The 17,935-nt window shown below is 73.7% G+C and carries 14 protein-coding genes; 11 read left to right on the top strand and 3 right to left on the bottom strand.

All coding sequences use genetic code 11. The features are described 5' to 3' along the window. Positions 1 to 2: 2 nt before the first annotated feature. Positions 3 to 1,154, bottom strand: coding sequence for an aromatic ring-hydroxylating oxygenase subunit alpha (locus tag IEY78_RS25330; protein ID WP_189102023.1), 1,152 nt, complete (start codon positions 1,152 to 1,154; stop codon positions 3 to 5). Between the two features lie 335 nt (positions 1,155 to 1,489). Between IEY78_RS25330 and IEY78_RS25325 the strand changes: the two genes are divergently transcribed. From IEY78_RS25325 to IEY78_RS25290, 8 genes are all read left to right on the top strand, one after another. Then, on the top strand, positions 1,490 to 1,900 hold the full coding sequence (locus IEY78_RS25325) for a hypothetical protein (protein ID WP_189102021.1): 411 nt from the start codon (positions 1,490 to 1,492) through the stop codon (positions 1,898 to 1,900). Beyond that, entirely contained in the window at positions 1,897 to 3,171 is a 1,275-nt protein-coding gene (locus tag IEY78_RS25320; RefSeq protein ID WP_189102019.1) for an NADH-ubiquinone oxidoreductase-F iron-sulfur binding region domain-containing protein, read from the top strand. Before IEY78_RS25325 ends, IEY78_RS25320 begins: the two co-directional genes overlap by 4 nt. A 12-nt stretch (positions 3,172 to 3,183) precedes the next feature. Then, positions 3,184 to 3,375, top strand: a complete 192-nt coding sequence (locus IEY78_RS25315; protein WP_189102017.1) for a ferredoxin — start codon at positions 3,184 to 3,186, stop codon at positions 3,373 to 3,375. A 2-nt stretch (positions 3,376 to 3,377) separates the two neighbouring features. Next, positions 3,378 to 5,465: an acetate--CoA ligase family protein gene (locus IEY78_RS25310; protein WP_189102015.1), complete on the top strand. Its 2,088-nt coding sequence runs from the start codon at positions 3,378 to 3,380 to the stop codon at positions 5,463 to 5,465. Between the two features lie 28 nt (positions 5,466 to 5,493). Next, the gene (locus tag IEY78_RS25305; RefSeq protein ID WP_189102013.1) at positions 5,494 to 6,666 is read left to right on the top strand and encodes an acyl-CoA dehydrogenase family protein; all 1,173 of its coding nucleotides are present in this window, start codon (positions 5,494 to 5,496) and stop codon (positions 6,664 to 6,666) included. Between the two features lie 46 nt (positions 6,667 to 6,712). Next, positions 6,713 to 7,885, top strand: coding sequence for an acyl-CoA dehydrogenase family protein (locus tag IEY78_RS25300; protein ID WP_189102011.1), 1,173 nt, complete (start codon positions 6,713 to 6,715; stop codon positions 7,883 to 7,885). 113 nt (positions 7,886 to 7,998) lie between these two features. Beyond that, on the top strand, positions 7,999 to 8,880 hold the full coding sequence (locus IEY78_RS25295; RefSeq protein ID WP_189102009.1) for a 3-hydroxybutyryl-CoA dehydrogenase: 882 nt from the start codon (positions 7,999 to 8,001) through the stop codon (positions 8,878 to 8,880). Positions 8,881 to 8,919: 39 nt separating this feature from the next. Next, positions 8,920 to 9,594 (top strand): TetR/AcrR family transcriptional regulator, encoded by a 675-nt coding sequence (locus tag IEY78_RS25290; RefSeq protein ID WP_229700166.1) that lies wholly within the window; start codon positions 8,920 to 8,922, stop codon positions 9,592 to 9,594. A 41-nt stretch (positions 9,595 to 9,635) separates the two neighbouring features. Here the strand turns inward: IEY78_RS25290 and IEY78_RS25285 are convergent, their stop codons facing one another. Continuing rightward, positions 9,636 to 10,625, bottom strand: coding sequence for a pyridoxal-phosphate dependent enzyme (locus IEY78_RS25285; protein WP_189102006.1), 990 nt, complete (start codon positions 10,623 to 10,625; stop codon positions 9,636 to 9,638). 230 nt (positions 10,626 to 10,855) lie between these two features. Here IEY78_RS25285 and IEY78_RS25280 point away from each other — a divergent pair, with 230 nt between their 5' ends. The 3 genes from IEY78_RS25280 to IEY78_RS25270 all read left to right on the top strand — a co-directional run bounded on the left by IEY78_RS25280 (position 10,856) and on the right by IEY78_RS25270 (position 15,665). Beyond that, positions 10,856 to 11,407, top strand: coding sequence for a MarR family winged helix-turn-helix transcriptional regulator (locus tag IEY78_RS25280; RefSeq protein WP_189102005.1), 552 nt, complete (start codon positions 10,856 to 10,858; stop codon positions 11,405 to 11,407). Further along, a complete protein-coding gene (locus tag IEY78_RS25275) occupies positions 11,404 to 14,010 on the top strand; it encodes an MFS transporter (RefSeq protein ID WP_189102002.1) in 2,607 nt (868 codons plus the stop codon). The genes IEY78_RS25280 and IEY78_RS25275 overlap by 4 nt, the downstream gene beginning before the upstream one ends. 194 nt (positions 14,011 to 14,204) lie before the next feature. Then, positions 14,205 to 15,665 carry an SDR family oxidoreductase gene (locus tag IEY78_RS25270; RefSeq protein WP_189102000.1) on the top strand — a complete coding sequence of 487 codons (1,461 nt, stop codon included), beginning with the start codon at positions 14,205 to 14,207 and terminating at the stop codon, positions 15,663 to 15,665. Between the two features lie 71 nt (positions 15,666 to 15,736). Here the strand turns inward: IEY78_RS25270 and IEY78_RS25265 are convergent, their stop codons facing one another. After that, positions 15,737 to 17,761, bottom strand: a complete 2,025-nt coding sequence (locus tag IEY78_RS25265) for a M3 family metallopeptidase (RefSeq protein WP_444544923.1) — start codon at positions 17,759 to 17,761, stop codon at positions 15,737 to 15,739. Positions 17,762 to 17,935 lie beyond the last annotated feature (174 nt).

Genomic DNA, 17,935 nt, shown 5'->3' with positions numbered 1-17,935 from the left:
GGTCAGCGCATCGGGCCCCCGAGGTCGGTGCGTATCCGGTCGGCGAACCAGCCGACCGCGGCCTCCCGGCGGGAGAGCGGCCCCGGCTCAAAACCCGGTGTGCCGAGGCCCTTTTGCACCCGGGCGACCAGCTCGACGTCTTCGTCATTGGTGATCCAGCCGATGTGGATGTTGAGCCGCCGGGCGAGCCGGGTGCGGGCACTCGTCCCGCGACGGGTGTAGAAGGCGCCCGGGACGGCGACCCGGTCGACCGCCGTGGGTATGGCGGTCCAGGCAAGCACATGGTCGGGGTAGAAGTCGATGAGTGTGTTGGGGTAGATCACCGCGTACCGCCAGACCCGCCTGTCCTCTTCCCGCAGGCCGGGCATGGGGGAGGCGAGGCGCTGGTAGAGCCGCTCGGCCCAGTTCGAGGAGGGTTTGTCCCGCAGCGGTGAGGCGAAGAGCGCGTAGGAACCGGCGGTCTCGCAGGTGTAGCCCTGGTAGTCGAGCAGGCGCATCAGACCGGGGTGGGCGACCGGGACGTGATAGCCCTCCAGGTAGTTGTCGACGGCGACCTTCCAGTTGGCCGGCTGCACCTCGGCGCCGGCCAGGTCGTGGATGCGGCTGCGGCCCACCGGCACCAGGTCGGCGCCCGCGTAGTGGCCGACCGCCTCGGCCAGCCCGGCGCACTGTTCGGCCAGCGGCACCGCGTCCGGGTCGAGGTTGGCGAAGACGAACCCGAGGAACGACTCGACCCGGACCGGGAAGAGACCGAGCGCCGGCTTGTCCAGGCAGGGGATCTGACGGGCCTCGGGGGCGCCGACCAGCCGTCCGTCGAGCTTGTACGTCCAGCCGTGGTAGGGGCACCGGATGGCCTTGCCGGACGGTTCGGGGGCGGAGACCAGACGGGTGCCGCGGTGCCGGCAGACGTTGAGATGTCCGGCGAGGGTGCCGTCCCCGGTGCGCACGACCAGTACCTCGCGGTCGGCGACGGTGGCGGCGAGCCGCGCGCCGGGGCCGGGGAGGTCGGATTCATGGCACACGAGCTGCCAGGACCTGGCGAAGATGTGCTGCGTCTCGGCGGCGACCAGAGCCGGGTCGGTGTAGTAGCGAGCGGCCAGGGCCTGCCCGGGGGCGTCCTGTACGGGGACCGTCGTGGTGGCTTCGGGGCGCATCGGGTCACTCCTCCATGCCGCACGGGTGAGTGGTCGAGGCGGTGGTGGCCGAGGTGAACGGCCCGTAACCGGTGTGCCGGATCCCGTGCTGACTAATTGGTCAGTCAGATTGCTGGCGAGTGTCGGCGAAGTCAAGACTTGTGTCCTGACTAATTGGTTAGTTAGTCTAGTGGAAGCGCCGCTCCGGTGCTCCGCCGCACGGATCCCGGACGCGAGCGACATCCCCCCACACCCCGATCCGCCGGCCGGCCGCCGTGAACGGCACCGCGCCACCGCACCGCCGTACCCGGCGGCGGGCACGGCGCCGGCACCCCACCCTCTCCCCGGAGGCACGCATGAGCGGTCGACGGAGCCTGGTCTGGCTAGGGCTCACCCCCGAGCCGGAGCGGGAGCTGCCCACCACCGTCGCGGCCCTGCGCACCGGCGCGGCGGATGTGACCCACACATCCGCCGAGGCGGCCACGGCCGAGCGGCTCCGCGTCGAGCGGCTGATCCTGCACGGCACCGAGCAGCGCTGGCTCCGCTACCTCGCCGAGGTGACCGGACTGGTGACGGCCGTCGCCGGCGGCAATCGGCCCGGCGACCGGCGGGCCGCGCTCCGCGCGGCCGAGGTCGTGCTCGACCACCACCGCATGCTGATCGGCCTGCCCGGAGGGGGCTACGGCCGCACGGCCACGGACCGCAGAGCCCTGGAAAGCGCGGTGCGCACCCTGCGCACCGCCCCATCGGACGGAGACCGAGGATGACCCGGATCGACTCCCTGACACCCCGGGAGACCCCCGGAGTGCTCGGCGCCGCGCCGGGCGTCACCGAGGACGCCGAGGCGTACGCGGCCACCGGCGGCTACCGCACGAGGACCGCACCGGCCGAGCTGCTCGCCCGCGTCGAGGCCGCCGGGCTGCGCGGCCGCGGCGGCGCCGGCTTCCCCACCGCGATCAAGCTGCGCGCCGTCCGCGACGCCGGCGAGCCCCCCGTCGTCGTGGCCAACGGCGAGGAGGGCGAGCCCGGCTCGGTCAAGGACCGCTGGCTGCTGCGGGCCCGGCCGCACCTGGTCCTGGACGGGCTGCTGCGGGCCGCCGAGATCACCGGTGCCCGGCGCGGCTATGTGTACCTCTCCGACGCCACGGCGGCCGGACGGGTGCGCCGCGCGCTCGACGAGCGGCCGCCGCGGCTGCCCGTGGAGGTCGTCGAGACGCCCCACACCTACGTCGCCGGGGAGGAGTCCGCGGTGGTCCGGCGGATCAACGGCGGTCCCGCCCTCCCCACCGCCAAGCCGCCCCGCGCCTACGAGGAGGGCGTCGACGGCGTCCCCACCCTCGTCGCCAACGTCGAGACGCTGGCCCGGATCGCGCTCATCGCCGCCCGGCCGGACGGCCGCCACCACACCGCGCGCAGCACCCTGGTGACGCTCGCCGGCGCCGGCACCGACCCGCTGCTCGCCGAGGTCTCCTACGGCCGCACCCTGCGCACCCTCGCCCGGGCCCAGGGCACCCCCGAGCCGGCCGGCGTCCTCATGGGCGGGATGTTCGGCGGGCTGATCGGGCCGCACTTCCTCGACCTCGCCCTGGACCCCGACACCCTCACCACCGCCGGCACGGCCCTGGGCTGCGGGGCGATCCGCTTCCTCGGGCCCGACGAGTGCCCGGTCTCGCTCGCCTCCGCCGCCCTGGCCCACCTCGCCGCCGAGAGCGCACGGCAGTGCGGCATCTGCGTCACGGGCACCGGCTCGATCCGCGACGAGGTCGGCTCCCTGACCACCGGCACGGCCGCCCCCGGGCTGGTCTCCCGGCTGCACCGCCGGGTCACCGCACTGCCCGGGCGCGGCGCCTGCGGACTGCTGGACGCCGCGGCCGGCACCGCCCGCAGCCTCCTTCAGGTCTTCCCCCACCTCGTCCGCTCCCACCTCGACACCCCCTGCCCGTCCTGCGTGGCGCCCGCCGCCCCGCTGACCGTGGCCGTCCCGCACGTCGCCGGCCGCGCCGTGCCCCGACCGCGCACCGCCCCCTGCCCCCGCTGAAAGGACGCACCCGTGAAACTCCGCCTCGACCCCACCCGCTGCCAGGGCTACGGACTGTGCCAGGAACCCGCCCCGGACCTCATCGACATCGACGACTTCGGCTATGCCTCCGTCGTCGCCGATCCCGCGCCGGGCACGTCCGAGGACGCCGCCCGGGCCGCCGTCGAAGCCTGCCCCAACTCCGCACTCCGCCTGGAGAGGTGACCATGGGACGTGATCTGTCGGCCCTGTTCGACCCGAAGTCGGTCGCAGTGGTCGGTGCCAGCAACGACCCCGCCAAGTACGGCCACGCGGTCGCCGCCCAGGCACTGCGGGCCCCCGAGCGCCGCCCCGTCCACCTCGTCAACCGGCGGGGCGGCACGGTCCTGGGGCGCACCGCGGCCACCTCCCTCGCCGAGATCGGCGAACCCGTCGAACTGGTCGTGATCTCCGTACCGGGCAGCGGCTTCGAGGCCGCCGTCGACGACGCGCTGGCCTGCGGCGCCCGCGCCATCGTCGGCATCACCGCCGGCTTCGCCGAGACCGGCCCGCCGGGGCTCGCCCGCCAGCAGGCGCTGGCCGCGAAGGTCCGCGCCGCCGGCGCCGTCCTCGTCGGTCCCAACTGCCTCGGCATCGCCGACAACACCACCCAGCTCTACCTCGCCTCGGACCGCTTCGCGCCCGGCGGGATCGCCCTGCTCAGCCAGAGCGGCAACCTCGCCCTCGAACTCCAGCTCCGCTGCGCCCCGCACGGCCTGGGCTTCTCCCGCTTCGTCTCGCTCGGCAACCAGGCCGACGTCACCCTCGTCGACCTCGTCGAGGACGCCGCCCGGCACGACGCCACCCGGGCCATCGCCGTCTACGCGGAGGACTTCGGCGACGGCCGCGCCTTCGCCGAGGCGGCCGCCACGGCCGGCAAACCGGTGGTCCTGCTCACCGCCGGGCGCGGCACCGCCTCCGCGCGCAGCGCCCAGTCGCACACCGGCGCCCTGACCACCTCGGCCGATGTCGTGGCCGCCGCCTGCCGCGACGCGGGCGTCGAACTCGTCGCCACCCCGCACGAGATGACCGTCGTGCTCGCCGCGCTGAACGGCACCCCGCGCGCCGGCCGCGGCCGCACCGCGGTCTGCACGGACGGCGGCGGCCACGGCGCCATCGCCGCCGACGCGGCCGAATCCGCCGGGCTCACCGTCCCCGAACTCGGCGCCGCCGCCCAGGAGAAGCTCTCCACCCTGCTGTGGGAGCAGTCCTCGGTGCGCAACCCCGTCGACCTGGCCGGCATGGGGGAGCAGAACCCCCACTCCTACGGCGACACCGTCGGCGCCCTGCTCGCCCTGGACGAGGTCGACGCGGTCCTGCTGACCGGGTACTTCGGCGGCTACTCCGCGGCGACCGGCGGCCTGGGCGGACCGCTCGCCGACAGCGGCACCGCCGGCGGCGGCAGCGCGCTCGCGGCCGGTGAGCTGGAGACGGCGCACCAGATGGCCGGGCACGCCGCGCGGCACGCCAAACCCCTGGTCGTGCAGTCGATGTTCCCGGACGCGCCCAGCTGCCGGACGCTGGCCGAGGCGGGCATACCGGTGTTCTCCGCCAGCGAGGACGCGGCCCGGGCGCTGGCGGCCATGTCCGAGCCCGAGGCGGACGGCCCGCGGGGCGTGCACCCGCTGCCGCCGGCCGCGCCCCCGCTGCACGACACCGGCTACCACGGCCTGCGCACCCTGCTGACCGCCGCCGGGGTGCCGTTCCCCGCGGCCCGAGAGATCACCGACGAGGCCCAACTGCTGGCCGCCGCCGAGGAGTTCGACGGCCCCTACGTCCTCAAGGCGCTGCACCTGCTGCACAAGTCCGACGCCGGCGGGGTCGCCCTGAACCTGCCCGACAAGGACGCGCTCCTCGCCGCCCACCGCGAGATGCACGCCCGGCTCGACGCCGCCTCCTACTCCGTCGAGGCGATGGCCGATCTGACGGACGGCGTCGAACTGATCGTGGGCGTCAACCGCGACCCCCGCTTCGGCCCGGTCGCCATGGTCGGGCTGGGCGGCGTACTCACCGAGGCGCTGCACGACGTCGCCTTCGCCCTGGCACCCGTGTCCGCGGCCCGCGCCGAGCAGCTGCTGGAGGGGCTGGGAACTGCCGCGCTCCTCAAGGGCGTCCGCGGCCGTCCGCCGGTCGACGTGGCCGCCGCGGCGGCCGTGATCGAGCGCATCACCACGCTCGCCGCCGCCCACCCCGAGATCGCGGAGATCGAGATCAATCCGCTGCTGGTCCGCCCGGACGGGGCCCTCGCCCTCGATGCCCGCGCCGTACCGGCCTGACGCCCCGCCCGCCGTCCCGGAGGACACCATGGACTTCCGCTACACCCCCCGACAGGCCGACCTCAAGGCCCGCGCCGCGGCCTACACCGAGCTGCTGTACCCGTACGAGGACCAGGCCGAGGAGGCCGGCGGACCGCTGCCGGCCGAGACCGTCCGCGAGCTGACCCGGGCCGCCATCGACGCCGGTGTCTATGCCCTCAACATGCCCGAGAAGTGGGGCGGCCCGGGCCTGTCCCTGCTCGACCAGGTCATCGTCGAGGAGGAATTCGGCAAGGTCACCAACTGCCTGTGGGACATCCCCTGGCGGCCCGCCAACGTCCTCGTTCACGGCACCGCGGCCCAGCGGGAGAAGTATCTGCTCCCGGTCATCCGCGGCGAGCGCTTCGACGCCTTCGCGGTGACCGAACCGGGCGCCGGCTCGGACCCCTCCTCGGGCACCAGCACCGCCACCCGCACCGACGGCGGCTGGCTGCTGAACGGTGAGAAGTGGTTCGTGACCTGCGGCGACATCGCCGACTTCCTGCTGGTGCAGGCCGACGCCGGACCGGAGCGGGCGGCCACGCTCTTCTTCGTCGACAAGCAGGCACCGGGCGTGCGGATGACCCGGGTCCCGCGGTTCATGCACTCCGCCGTCAACGGGCACCCCGAATTCACCTTCACCGATGTCTTCGTGTCCGACGACGACGTCCTCGGCGGCGTCGGCAACGGCTACGAGCTGACCAAGGAATGGTTCACCGACGAACGGCTGATGATCGCCGCCCGGACGACCGGGGCCGCCGAACGGGCCCTGCAACTCGCCCGGGACTGGGCCGTCCAGCGCCGGCAGTTCGGCTCGCCGATCGCCGACTTCCAGCTGGTGCAGGGGATGCTGGCGGACTGCGCGGTGGACATCGCGGTCAACCGGGCCTACACCCACCAGGTCGCCTGGGAGGCCGACCAGCCCGAGACCGACCGCAAGACCCTGCACGCCAAGGCCTCGACGGCCAAGCTCGCGGCGAGCGAGGCGGCCGGCCGGGTCATCGACCGCTGTGTGCAGATCTTCGGCGGCCGGGGCTATGACCGCTCTTACCCGGTCGAGCGGCTCTACCGCGAACTGCGGGTGGACCGCATCTGGGAGGGCACCTCCGAGATCCAGCGCCTGATCATCGCCAACGAGCTCATCAAGCGCGGCACCCGCGCCCTCGACCTGCCCCTGCCCTGACCCGCGGCCACCCCCGACCCGGCTCCACCGACCCCCGAGGACTGACATGGACTTCCGCCTCACCCCCCGACAGGCCGACCTCAAGCGCACCGCCCGCGAACTCACCGAGACCCTCACCGCCTACGAGACCGACTGCGAGGAGAACAACGGACTGACGGCGAAGGACCACGCCGCCATCCGCGACGCCGTCCTCGCCAGCGGCCTGCAGGCCGTCAACATGCCCCGGGAGTGGGGCGGCGCGGGCCTGACCATCCTGGAACAGGCCATCGTCCAGGAGGAGTTGGGGCAGCTGACCGGCGCCCTGTGGGACACCGTGTGGCGCCCCGCCAACGCCCTGCGCTTCTGCACCCCCGCCCAGCGCGAGCGCTACCTCGAACCGGTCATCCGCGGCGAGCGCCGCGACTGCTACGCGGTGACCGAACCCGAGGCCGGCTCCGACCCGCAGAACCTGGCGACCACCGCCACCCGGACCGACGACGGCTGGGCACTGAACGGCGAGAAGTGGTTCGTGACCGTCGGCGACCACGCCGACTTCATGATCGTCCTGGCCGCCGCGGGCGAGGACCGGGCACCGACGCTGTTCCTCGTCGACAAGGACACCCCGGGCATCGAGATGACCCGGGTGCCCCGCTTCATGCACACCTTCGTCTACGAGCACCCCGAGTTCACCTTCACCGACGTACGGGTGCCCGAGGACGCCGTCCTCGGCGGCCTCGGCCAGGGCTACGACATCACCCGCTCCTGGTTCACCGAGGAGCGGCTGATGATCGGGGCCCGCACGACGGGCGCCGCCGAACGGGCCCTGCGACTGGCCCGGGACTGGGCGGTGGAGCGGCGGCAGTTCGGTTCGCCGATCGCCGATTTCCAGCTGGTGCAGGGGATGCTGGCGGACTGCGCGGTGGACATCGCGGTCAACCGGGCCTACACCCACCAGGTCGCCTGGGAGGTGGACGAGGGCACCGCCGACCGCAAGACGCTGCACGCGAAGGCGGCCATCGCCAAGCTCGCGGCGAGCGAGGCGGCCGGCCGGGTCATCGACCGCTGTGTGCAGATCTTCGGCGGGCGGGGCTACGACCGCTCCTACCCGGTCGAGCGGCTCTACCGCGAGCTGCGGGTGGACCGCATCTGGGAGGGCACCTCCGAGATCCAGCGCCTGATCATCGCCGGCGAACTGGTCAAGCGGGGCACGGGAGTGCTGGAGATACCCACCGGCACCTGACCCCGCCCCGGTGTGCCCCGGCCCCACCGGCCGGGGCGCACCGGCCCCCGCACCGCCGCACCGCGGCGCGGCCACCGCGCCGCGCCACCCCGCACGCCGACCGAGGAGGACCGATGTCCGCACCCGCCGCCGAAGGAGCCGCCGTCGCACGCGTCGGGGTCGTGGGCTGCGGCCTGATGGGTGCGGGAATCGCCGAGGTGTGCGCCCGGGCCGGCCGGGACGTGACCGTCGTGGAGACCGCGGCCGCCGCCGCGGACGCCGGGCTCCGCCGGATCGCCGCCTCCCTCGGACGGGCCGCGGCGGCCGGGAAGCTCTCCGACGAGGACCGGGACGCCGCGCTCGCCCGGATCACCGTCACCGCGGACCTGGCCGCGCTCGCCGACCGCGATCTGGTCGTCGAGGCCGTCGCCGAGGACGAGGCCACCAAGCTCGACGTCTTCGCGCGGCTGGATGGGGTGGTGCGCCGGCCGGACGCCATCCTCGCCACCAACACCTCCTCGCTGCCCGTCATCCGCCTCGCCGCCGCCACCGCCCGCCCCCAGCAGGTCATCGGCCTGCACTTCTTCAACCCGGTGCCGGTGCTGCCGCTCGTCGAGCTGGTGCCCTCGCTGCTCACCGGCGACGACACCACCCACCGGACGCGGGCCTTCGCCACCGGGGTCCTGGGCAAGGAGGTCGTGCACGCCGCGGACCGCGCCGGGTTCATCGTCAACGCCCTGCTCATCCCCTATCTGCTGGACGCGGTGCGGATGGCCGAGTCCGGCACGGCCTCGGCGGCCGACATCGACCGGGGCATGCGGCTCGGCTGCGCCCACCCGCTGGGCCCGCTCGCCCTGGCCGACCTGATCGGCCTGGACACCACCCGGGCCATCGCCGAGTCGCTGTACGCGGAGTTCCGCGAGCCGCGCTACGCACCGCCGCCGCTGCTGGCCCGGATGGTCGAGGCGGGCCGGCTCGGCCGCAAGACGGGCCGCGGCTTCCACCACTACCCGTGAACACCGGCCACCGACGAGCGGCGGAGACGATGCGGGAAGATGGAACCGGACGGGCCCGCCGCGCCCGCCGACACCAGCGACACCGAACCGGGGAGCACTCACGTGGCCAAGGCCGAACGCACTCTCGAAACGCGGGAACGCATCCTTGCCGCCGCGTGCGAAGTGATCGCCGAGGTCGGCTTCGAGAAGATCCGTATGCGGATGGTCGCCGAGCACGCCGGGGTGTCGACGGCGCTGCTCCACTACCACTTCGAGAACCGCGAGCGGCTCTTCGCCGAGGCGATGACCCATTCCTTCGGCCAGACCGGCACCGAACTCGAACGGGACGCCGACACCGTGCCGGCCTCGGTGGTCCTGGCCCGCATCCTGCACAACATGCTCCCCACGGACCCGGAGCTGCGGCAGGACTGGCGGCTGTGGCAGGAACTGTGGGTGCGGGCGCTGCGCGACGAGACCGCCCAGCAGCTCGCCGTCGACCTCTACGACCAGCTGCACACCTGGCTCGCCCAGGCCATCCGGCGGGGCATCGAGTCGGGCGAATTCCATGACTGCGACGTCGACGCGACCAGCACGCTGCTGCTGGCGCTGAGCGACGGCTTCGGCATCCGGCTGATGCTGGGCGACCCCAGGATCGACCTCCCCGCCGCCCAGGCCGCCATCTGGCGGGCCGTCGCGGGCACGCTCGGCGTCCCCGAGACCTTCCCCGCGATCTGACCCCGGCCGGGGCGCCGCGGGGGGCGCGTCCGGGACACGACCTACGGCGACAGGACCGTGAGCGCCTCCTGCGAGCGGGCGACGGCGGCGGCGTGGCCGAACAGGCCGGGCAGCCCGCCGGAGTGCAGCAGCACGGTGCGCCGCCCGGGTGCCACCGAGCCGTCCCGCACCGCCGCCCGCAGCCCGGCCAGCGCCCGCCCGGTGTAGACGGGCTCCAGCGCGAGGCCCTCCGTGCGGCCCGCCAGCGTCAGCGCGTCCATCGACTCCTCGGTCAACGCGCTGTAGCCGGCGCCGACTTGGTCGTGTCGCAGGCGCAGGTCCCCGGGGGCGTGGACGGTGCCGGACAGCCCGGCGACCAGCCCGGTCACGGTGCCCGCCGGATCGTCCACCGCCCCGCAGTCGACCCCCAGCACCCGGCCGGGGCCAAGGGTGTCCACCAGACCGGCCATCATGCCGCCGGAGCCGAGCGTGGCGACGACGGTGTCCAGGTCCGGGGCCTGGTCGAGGAGTTCGCGCCCGCACTCGGCGTAGCCGTACGCGCCCACCGGGCTGGAACCCCCCAGGGGGATCACGCAGGGGACGGCGCCCCGCTGCCGGAGCCCTTCCGCCACCCGCTCGGCCGCGGCCGCCAGCTTCGCGCCCCGCACCTTCCCGGCCCAGACGACGCCGGCCCCGAAGAGGCCGTCCAGGACGAGGTTCCCGGAGGCCGACGAGTCGGGTGAGCCGGCCAGCACCAGCACCACGTCCAGTCCGAGCCGGGCGCCGGCCGCCGCGGTCAGCCGGGCGTGGTTGCTCTGCGCGGCGCCGGTCGTCACCAGCGTCGTGGCGCCCTCGGCGAGCGCCGCACCGCACAGCCACTCCAGCTTGCGCACCTTGTTCCCGCCGCCGCCGAGCCCGGTGAGGTCGTCGCGCTTGACCCAGAGGTCGTCCGCGCCGAGCCCCAGCGCGCGGGCCAGCCGCGGCGCCGGTTCCAGCGGGGTCGGCCACGTCCCGAGCGCCGCCCGCTGCCGAGCGCCGTCGCCCACACCCATCGTCGGCATCCTTCCGTCCGCCTGTCCTTACCGGTCAGCGGCCAGCGTGCCATGTCCCCGGGGCCGGCGGGGCGCCGCGGCCGGAAGAGGCGGTGCCGGGCCTAGTCCCCGGAAGCCGAGGCCCCCGGATGCCGAGGGTGGTACGACGTGGCCGGTTCCAGCCGCTATGCTTGCTGGATACAAGCAATGTATTCAGCGGGTCGACGACACCACCGCGAGGGATCACGACGATGAGCAAGGGCACGGTCCATACCTGCGACCGGGCTGCCGCGCAGGTCACCGCCTCATCGAGGCTGGAGGAGGCCGCCGCCGGGCTGGGAACGGAGATCGTCCGCTTCTCCCGGCTGATGGCGGCATGGAAGCAGCGCGCGAAGACCGACGGCGGCGCGGCCGACCGGGTGCTGCTGGCCAGGCTGGTGGTCGGCGGCGACCAGCGGGCGACGGATCTGGCCGCCGACGCCTTCCTCGATCTGTCGACCGTCAGCCGCCAGGTGCGTTCGCTGGTCGAGCGGGGCCTGGTCACCCGGCGCCCCGACCCGGAGGACCGCCGCGGCTCGCTGCTGGCCGCGACGGATGCCGGGCGGGCCGCTTTCGCGCAGTACCGCAGTCAGCGCGACGCCGAACTCGCCGCGCTCCTTGAACCGTGGACGCCCCAGGACCGGGCCGATCTGATCCGGCTGCTGGGCCGCCTCAACGAGGACATGGCAGAACGACAACACACACGGCTGGGTCCCGGGGGAGACCAGGGCGCCGCCGTGGAGCAGGGAGACATTCGTACATGAGCACAGCCACCTCTCCGCCCGAGGCGTCAGCCGCGGCGATACCCGCCCCCGGCTTCCTGAGCCACCGTCAGATCCTCACCATCCTCAGCGGCTTGATGCTGGGGATGTTCCTGGCCGCCCTCGACCAGACCATCGTCAGCACCTCGATCCGGACCATCGCCGACGATCTGCACGGCCTCAGCCAGCAGGCCTGGGCGACCACCGCCTACCTGATCACCTCGACGATCGCCACCCCGCTGTACGGCAAGCTGTCCGACCTGCACGGCCGCAAGCCCTACTACCTGGCCGCGATCACGATCTTCGTCGGCGGCTCGGTGCTGTGCACCTTCTCCACCTCCATGACCGAACTCGCTGCCTTCCGGGCCGTCCAGGGTCTGGGCGCCGGCGGTCTGATGTCGCTGGCGCTGGCGATCCTCGGTGACATCGTCCCGCCCCGGGAGCGCGCCCGCTATCAGGGCTACATGCTCGGCACCTTCGCCACCTCCAGCGTGGCCGGGCCGCTGATCGGCGGGGCCCTGGCCGGTCAGGACCAGCTGCTGGGCATCACCGGCTGGCGCTGGGTCTTCCTGGTCAACGTGCCGATCGGCATCATCGCGCTGTTCGTCGTCGCCAAGGTCCTGAACATCCCGCACACCCGCCGCGATCACCGCATCGACTGGTGGGGCGCGGTCACCCTCTCGCTCGGTGTCGTGCCGCTGCTGCTCGTCGCCGAGCAGGGCCGGGAGTGGGGCTGGGACTCGGGCCGGTCGATCGCCTGCTATGCCGTCGGCGTGGTCGGCATCATCGCCTGGATCTTCGTCGAGCGGCGGATCGGGGACGACGCGCTGATCCCGATGCGGCTGTTCCGCAACGGCACCTTCAGCAAGACCAGTGTGATGTCCGTGCTGATCGGTATGGGCATGTTCGGCGGGATGCTGATGATCCCGCAGTACCTCCAGATCGTGAAGGGCGCCAGCCCCACCAAGTCGGGCCTGGAGATGCTGCCGCTGATGGCGGGCATGCTGATCGCCTCGGTCGCGACCGGCCAGATCACCGGCAAGACCGGCCGCTACAAGCTCTTCCCGATCATCGGCACCGCGCTGATGGTCGCGGCGATGCTGCTCTTCCACTTCCAGGTCCAGTGGGACACCCCGCTGTGGCAGACCATGGTCTACATGCTGCTCTTCGGCCTCGGCCTGGGCTGCTGCATGCAGACGCTGGTGCTGTCCGTGCAGAACGCGGTGCCACCGCGGGACATGGGCGTGGCCACCTCCTCGGCCACGTTCTTCCGGCAGATGGGCGCCACCGCCGGTACCGCGATCTTCCTGTCGGTGCTGTTCAGCACGGTCGGGGAGAAGATCTCCGCGGCGTTCAAGGACGCCGTGCACACCGAACGGTTCCAGGCCGCGCTGCACGACCCCGCGGTGCTGCACAATCCCGCGAACAAACCCGTGCTGGACATGCTCCAGCACCCCGGCAACGGCAACTCCTCGGGCGTGCTGAGCGACTCGTCGTTCATCCAGCAGCTCGACCCGCGGCTGGCGGAGCCGTTCAAGCGCGGCTTCGCAGACTCGATGCACACCGTGTTCCTGATGGGCGCGATCGTCGTGGCGCTGGCCTTCGTGCTGATGTGGTTCATCAAGGAGATGCCGCTGCGGCAGCTCTCCGGCCTCCAGGCACGGGCCCAGGCCGAGGCGGAGGCCGACGCGGCGGCGCGGCCCGCCGAGAGCGCGGCTGACGCCACGACGCCGCTCGACATCGTCGATCCGCTCGCCGCGGCCGGACCGGCCGCCACCCCGGCGGGCCCGCCCGCACCCGTCCTCACCAAGTCCCCCGCGGGCTCGGTGACCGGCGCGACCGGCCCCGAGATCCGGGGCACGGTGCGCGACGGCGACGGCCGGCCGGTGGACCGGGCCGCGGTCACCCTGATCAGCGTCGGCGGCCGGCAACTCGGCCGCGCCTCGACCGGGGCCGACGGCGGCTACTCCCTGCCCACGACCGGCGCCGGCACGTACGTGCTGATCGGCTCGGCCGGAGCCCGCAAGCCGCAGGCCGCCACCGTCGTGGTGGGCGAGGAGCCGATCGCGTTCGATCTGACCCTCAGCGGCGCCGCCGGCCTCTCGGGCGAGGTCCGGGAGGACAAGGGCGACGACCCGGTGCCCGGCGCGCTCGTCGTGGCCACCGACGTCCGCGGCGAGGTCGTGGCGTCCGGGGCGGCCGGCCAGGACGGCGGCTTCGCCTTCGCCGAACTGAGCCCGGGCAGCTACACCCTGGCCGTCAGCGCCGAGCACCACCGGCCCGCCGCCCTCCAGGTGGAGGTCGTCTCCGGCGCCCGCAACTGGTACGAGGTCCGGCTGACGCCCGGCGCCCAGGTCCGGGGCACCGTCCGCACGGCCCTCGGCGGTCCGGTGGACGACGCCCGGGTGACCCTGCTGGACCCGGCGGGCAACGTGGTGGGCACCGCCACCAGCGGCCGGGACGGTGAGTACGTCTTCACCGACCTCGACAGCGGCGACTACACCCTGATCGCCAGCGGCTACCCGCCGGTGGCGACCCCGCTGACCGTGGGGGCCGCCGGGCACGGCGAGTGCGACATCGAGCTGGGCCACGACCCGGTGACGTGACGCCCGAGGAGTGAGACGGAGCCGAGGGGCCCGGCGCGACCGGCGCCGGGCCCCTCGTGACCCGTGCGGGGCGGTGCTCCGCACGGCGGCCGCGGACCGCGCGCCGGCCGGGTTTGGCGCTGCCGCCCCCGGCTACGTACAGTTCCGCCGAAGCATAAATAGAACACGCGATCCCAGGGGAAGCAGCAGCGGCGATGACGGTGACCGAAACAGGCATGGCCGCGGACGCGGGTATCGAGGCGGAACGGATGGCGGTCTGCCTCAGCGTGCTGGAGGAACTCGACGGGCTGCCCCTCGACCACCCCGACGCCATCGCGATCCGCCGCGCCACCGCCGGGATCTACCGCAAGGTGAAGCAGCGCCGCCGCCAGGAGCGCCGGGCGGCCAAGACCGCCAACGACAGGGCGGTGACCGCGGCCACCGCCACCGGCGCCCCCGACCGGATCGACGACGAGACGCAGGGCCTGGCCCTCAGCAGCTCCGTGACGACCGAGATCGCCGGCATCCTGGAACGCCCCCGCTCCTGCTACACCTGCAAGAGCCGCTACGTCCAGGTCGACGCCTTCTACCACCAGCTCTGCCCGCCCTGCGCCAAGGAGAACCGGGCCCGCCGCGACGCCCGCACCGACCTCACCGGCAAGCGCGCGCTGCTCACCGGCGGCCGGGCGAAGATCGGCATGTACATCGCGCTGCGGCTGCTGCGCGACGGCGCCCACACCACCGTCACCACCCGCTTCCCCAACGACGCCGTCCGCCGCTTCAAGGCCATGCCGGACAGCGCGGAGTGGCTGCACCGGCTGAAGATCGTCGGCATCGACCTCCGGGACCCCGCGCAGGTCCTCGCGCTCGCCGACACGGTCAGCGCCGACGGCCCGCTCGACATCCTGATCAACAACGCCGCCCAGACCGTCCGCCGCTCCCCGGAGGCCTACGGACAGCTGGTCGCCGCCGAGTCCGCGCCGCTGCCCGCCGGGGAGCTGCCCGCCTCGGTCGTCCTCGGCCACTTCGGCAGCGGCGCACCCGCCGCCCTCCCCGCCGTCGCGGCCGGCTCCGGCGCCCTGACCGCCGAGGACATCACCGCGCTGGCGCTGACCACCGGCTCCGCCACACCCGCCCGGATCGAGGCGGGCACCGCGATCGACGCCGGCGGGCTCGTCCCCGATCTGCACGCGACCAACACCTGGATCCAGAAGGTGGACGAGGTCGACCCGCTCGAGCTCCTGGAAGTCCAGCTCTGCAACATGACCGCCCCGTTCCTGCTGGTGAGCAGGCTGCGCCCGGCGATGGCCGCGGCCACCGCCCGCCGCAAGTACGTGGTCAACGTCTCGGCGATGGAAGGCCAGTTCAGCCGCGGCTACAAGGGTGCCGGGCATCCGCACACCAACATGGCCAAGGCGGCGCTGAACATGCTCACCCGCACCAGCGCCCAGGAGATGCTGGAGACCGACGGCATCCTCATGACCGCCGTCGACACAGGCTGGATCACCGACGAGCGCCCGCACCCCGACAAGATGCGCCTGGCCGACGAGGGCTTCCACGCCCCGCTCGACCTGGTCGACGGCGCCGCCCGGGTCTACGACCCGATCGTCCGCGGTGAACTCGGCGAGGACCTCTACGGCTGCTTCCTGAAGGACTACGCCCCCGCGGCCTGGTGATCCCCTCCGCGACCGGCCGGGGGCATCAGCCGCCGGCCGGTCGCGCGCGGGAGGGTGGCCCGCCGCGCCCCTCAGCCGTCCAGCCCGTGGCGCGCCAGCAGCGGCTCGATCCGCGGGTCCCGGCCGATCACCGCGCGAAACGCCCCGAGCGCGTCGACGCTGCCGCCCTTGCTCAGCAGCTCCCGGCGGAAGATCTCCCCGCTCTCGCGCACGGTCTTCCCGTTCTCCCGGAACCAGCGCACGGTGTCGGCGTCCAGCACCTCCGCCCAGCGGTAGCCGTAGTACCCGGCCGCGTAGTCGCCGTGGAAGACATGGGCGAAGTAGCCGGTGCGGTAGCGCGGCGGGATCGCCGCCATCGCCAGCCCGTGCCGCTGAAGGGTGGCGGCCTCGAAGACCTCGGCGGCGTCCTCGTCCGGCACCTGGTCGGGGGAGAGGCTGTGCCAGGCCCAGTCGAGCACCGCGGCCGCGTGCTGCTCCACCATCCGGAACCCCGCGCCGAAGGCCTCCGCCTCGCGCAGCCGGGCGGGCAGTTCGGGCGGCATCGCCTCACCCGTGACGTGGTGGCGCGCATAGTGCGCCAGCACCTCGGGCCAGTCCGCCCACACCTCGTTGACCTGGGACGGGAACTCGACGAAGTCACGCGGCACCTGGGTGCCCGACAGCGACGGGTAGCGGACATCGGAGAGCAGGCCGTGCAGCGCGTGCCCGAACTCGTGGAACAGCGTGAGGACCTCACGCCACGTCAGCAGCACCGGCTCGCCCGCCGGCGGCTTCGCGACATTCAGATTGTTGACCACCACCGGCCGGTGACCGAGCAGCCGGGACTGTGCGACCAGCGCGTTCATCCAGGCACCGCCCCGCTTCGACGCCCGGGCGTGGAAGTCGCCGATGTACAGGCCCAGCGCACCGCCGTCGGCGTCGTGCACCTCGAAGACGCGGGCGTCCGGGTGGTACGCCACGAGATCGGGGCGCGCGGTGAACGTGAGGCCGTAGACCAGCCCGGCGGCGTGGAAGACACCGTCGTGCAGCACGGTCTCCAGCTCCAGATACGGCCGCAGCTCCGCCGCGTCGAGGTCGAAGCGCTCCTTGCGCACCCGCTCGGAGTAGAACTGCCAGTCCGCCGCGCCGATCTCGGCGACGCCGGCCACCTCGGCCAGGGCGGCGCCCTCCCGCTCGGCGTTGGCGACGGCGGGCGCGACCAGCCGGCCGAGCAGGTCCTCGACGGCGTCGGTGGTCTTGGCGGTCCCGTCGGCGACCTCCCAGGCGGCGTGGCTGGGGTAGCCGAGCAGCGCGGCGCGCTCGGCACGCAGCCCGGCCAGGGCGACGGCCACCGGGCCGTTGCTGTCGGCGCCGCGCCTGAGCGAGGCGGCCAGCAGCCGCGCGCGCAGGGCGGGATCGGTCAGCGCGGCCAGCTCCGGCTGGTTCGAGACGTTCTTCATGCTGAGCACGAACTTCCCCTCGTGCCCGAGCGCCTCGGCGTTCCGCGCGGCGGCCGCGATCTGGTCCGCGGGCAGCCCGGCCAGCTCCTCGGCACGGTCCAGCACCAGCGCCGCGGCCGCGTCGGCGGTGCGCAGGTTCTGTGCGAACTCGGTGCACCGGGCGGCGATTTCGGCGTTCAGCGCACGCAGCCGCTGCTGCTGTTCCGGCGCGAGCCGGGCACCGGCGCGCACCCGACGCGTGTGCTGGCGCTCCAGCAGCATCCGCTGCTCCTCGTCCAGCCCGAGCCGCTCACGCCGCTCGAAGAGCGCGTCGAGCCGGGCGAACAGCGCGGGGTCGAGCAGCAGCGCGTCCTCGTGGGCGGCCAGCCGGGGTGTGATCTCGGCCTCCAGCGCCTGGATCTCGTCATCGGTGTCCGCGGCGGCCTTGTTGAAGAACACCCGGCTGACCCGGTCCAGCACGGCGCCGCTGCGCTCCAGCGCCGCCGCGGTGTTCTCGAAGGTCGCCGGCTCGGCGGCCGCGCCGATCGCCGCCACCTCGGCCAGTTGCTCATCCATGCCGCGGACGAAGGCGGGCAGACAGTGCTCGTTGCGGATCCGCGCGAAGGGCGGCAGCTCGTAGGGCAGGTCGCTCGGCGCAAGGAAGGGATTCGACGTCACGTCCGCCGACATTACGCCCGACACCCGGCCCGGGTCCGGCGGTCACCCGGAGAACACCGTGTGCGCGCCGGTAGTTGAGACGGCAAGGGGTTGCTGCGACCCCGCATTCCGCCCGTATTCCGCCCGGCTTCCGGTCCACACCCCGCCCCGCTCCCGGTGAGCGACGCCGGTCCA

This window comes from Streptomyces kronopolitis, assembly GCF_014646275.1.
GTDB classification, from domain to species: Bacteria; Actinomycetota; Actinomycetes; order Streptomycetales; family Streptomycetaceae; genus Streptomyces; species Streptomyces kronopolitis.
This window is presented reverse-complemented; position numbering and strand designations above follow the sequence as displayed.

Coding starts and splice junctions, on each gene's coding strand:
- IEY78_RS25330 (WP_189102023.1), bottom strand. CDS start 1,154: ATGCGCCCCGAAGCCACCACGACGGTCCCCGTACAGGACGCCCCCGGG.
- IEY78_RS25325 (WP_189102021.1), top strand. CDS start 1,490: ATGAGCGGTCGACGGAGCCTGGTCTGGCTAGGGCTCACCCCCGAGCCG.
- IEY78_RS25320 (WP_189102019.1), top strand. CDS start 1,897: ATGACCCGGATCGACTCCCTGACACCCCGGGAGACCCCCGGAGTGCTC.
- IEY78_RS25310 (WP_189102015.1), top strand. CDS start 3,378: ATGGGACGTGATCTGTCGGCCCTGTTCGACCCGAAGTCGGTCGCAGTG.
- IEY78_RS25305 (WP_189102013.1), top strand. CDS start 5,494: ATGGACTTCCGCTACACCCCCCGACAGGCCGACCTCAAGGCCCGCGCC.
- IEY78_RS25300 (WP_189102011.1), top strand. CDS start 6,713: ATGGACTTCCGCCTCACCCCCCGACAGGCCGACCTCAAGCGCACCGCC.
- IEY78_RS25295 (WP_189102009.1), top strand. CDS start 7,999: ATGTCCGCACCCGCCGCCGAAGGAGCCGCCGTCGCACGCGTCGGGGTC.
- IEY78_RS25290 (WP_229700166.1), top strand. CDS start 8,920: ATGGAACCGGACGGGCCCGCCGCGCCCGCCGACACCAGCGACACCGAA.
- IEY78_RS25285 (WP_189102006.1), bottom strand. CDS start 10,625: ATGGGTGTGGGCGACGGCGCTCGGCAGCGGGCGGCGCTCGGGACGTGG.
- IEY78_RS25280 (WP_189102005.1), top strand. CDS start 10,856: ATGAGCAAGGGCACGGTCCATACCTGCGACCGGGCTGCCGCGCAGGTC.
- IEY78_RS25275 (WP_189102002.1), top strand. CDS start 11,404: ATGAGCACAGCCACCTCTCCGCCCGAGGCGTCAGCCGCGGCGATACCC.
- IEY78_RS25270 (WP_189102000.1), top strand. CDS start 14,205: ATGACGGTGACCGAAACAGGCATGGCCGCGGACGCGGGTATCGAGGCG.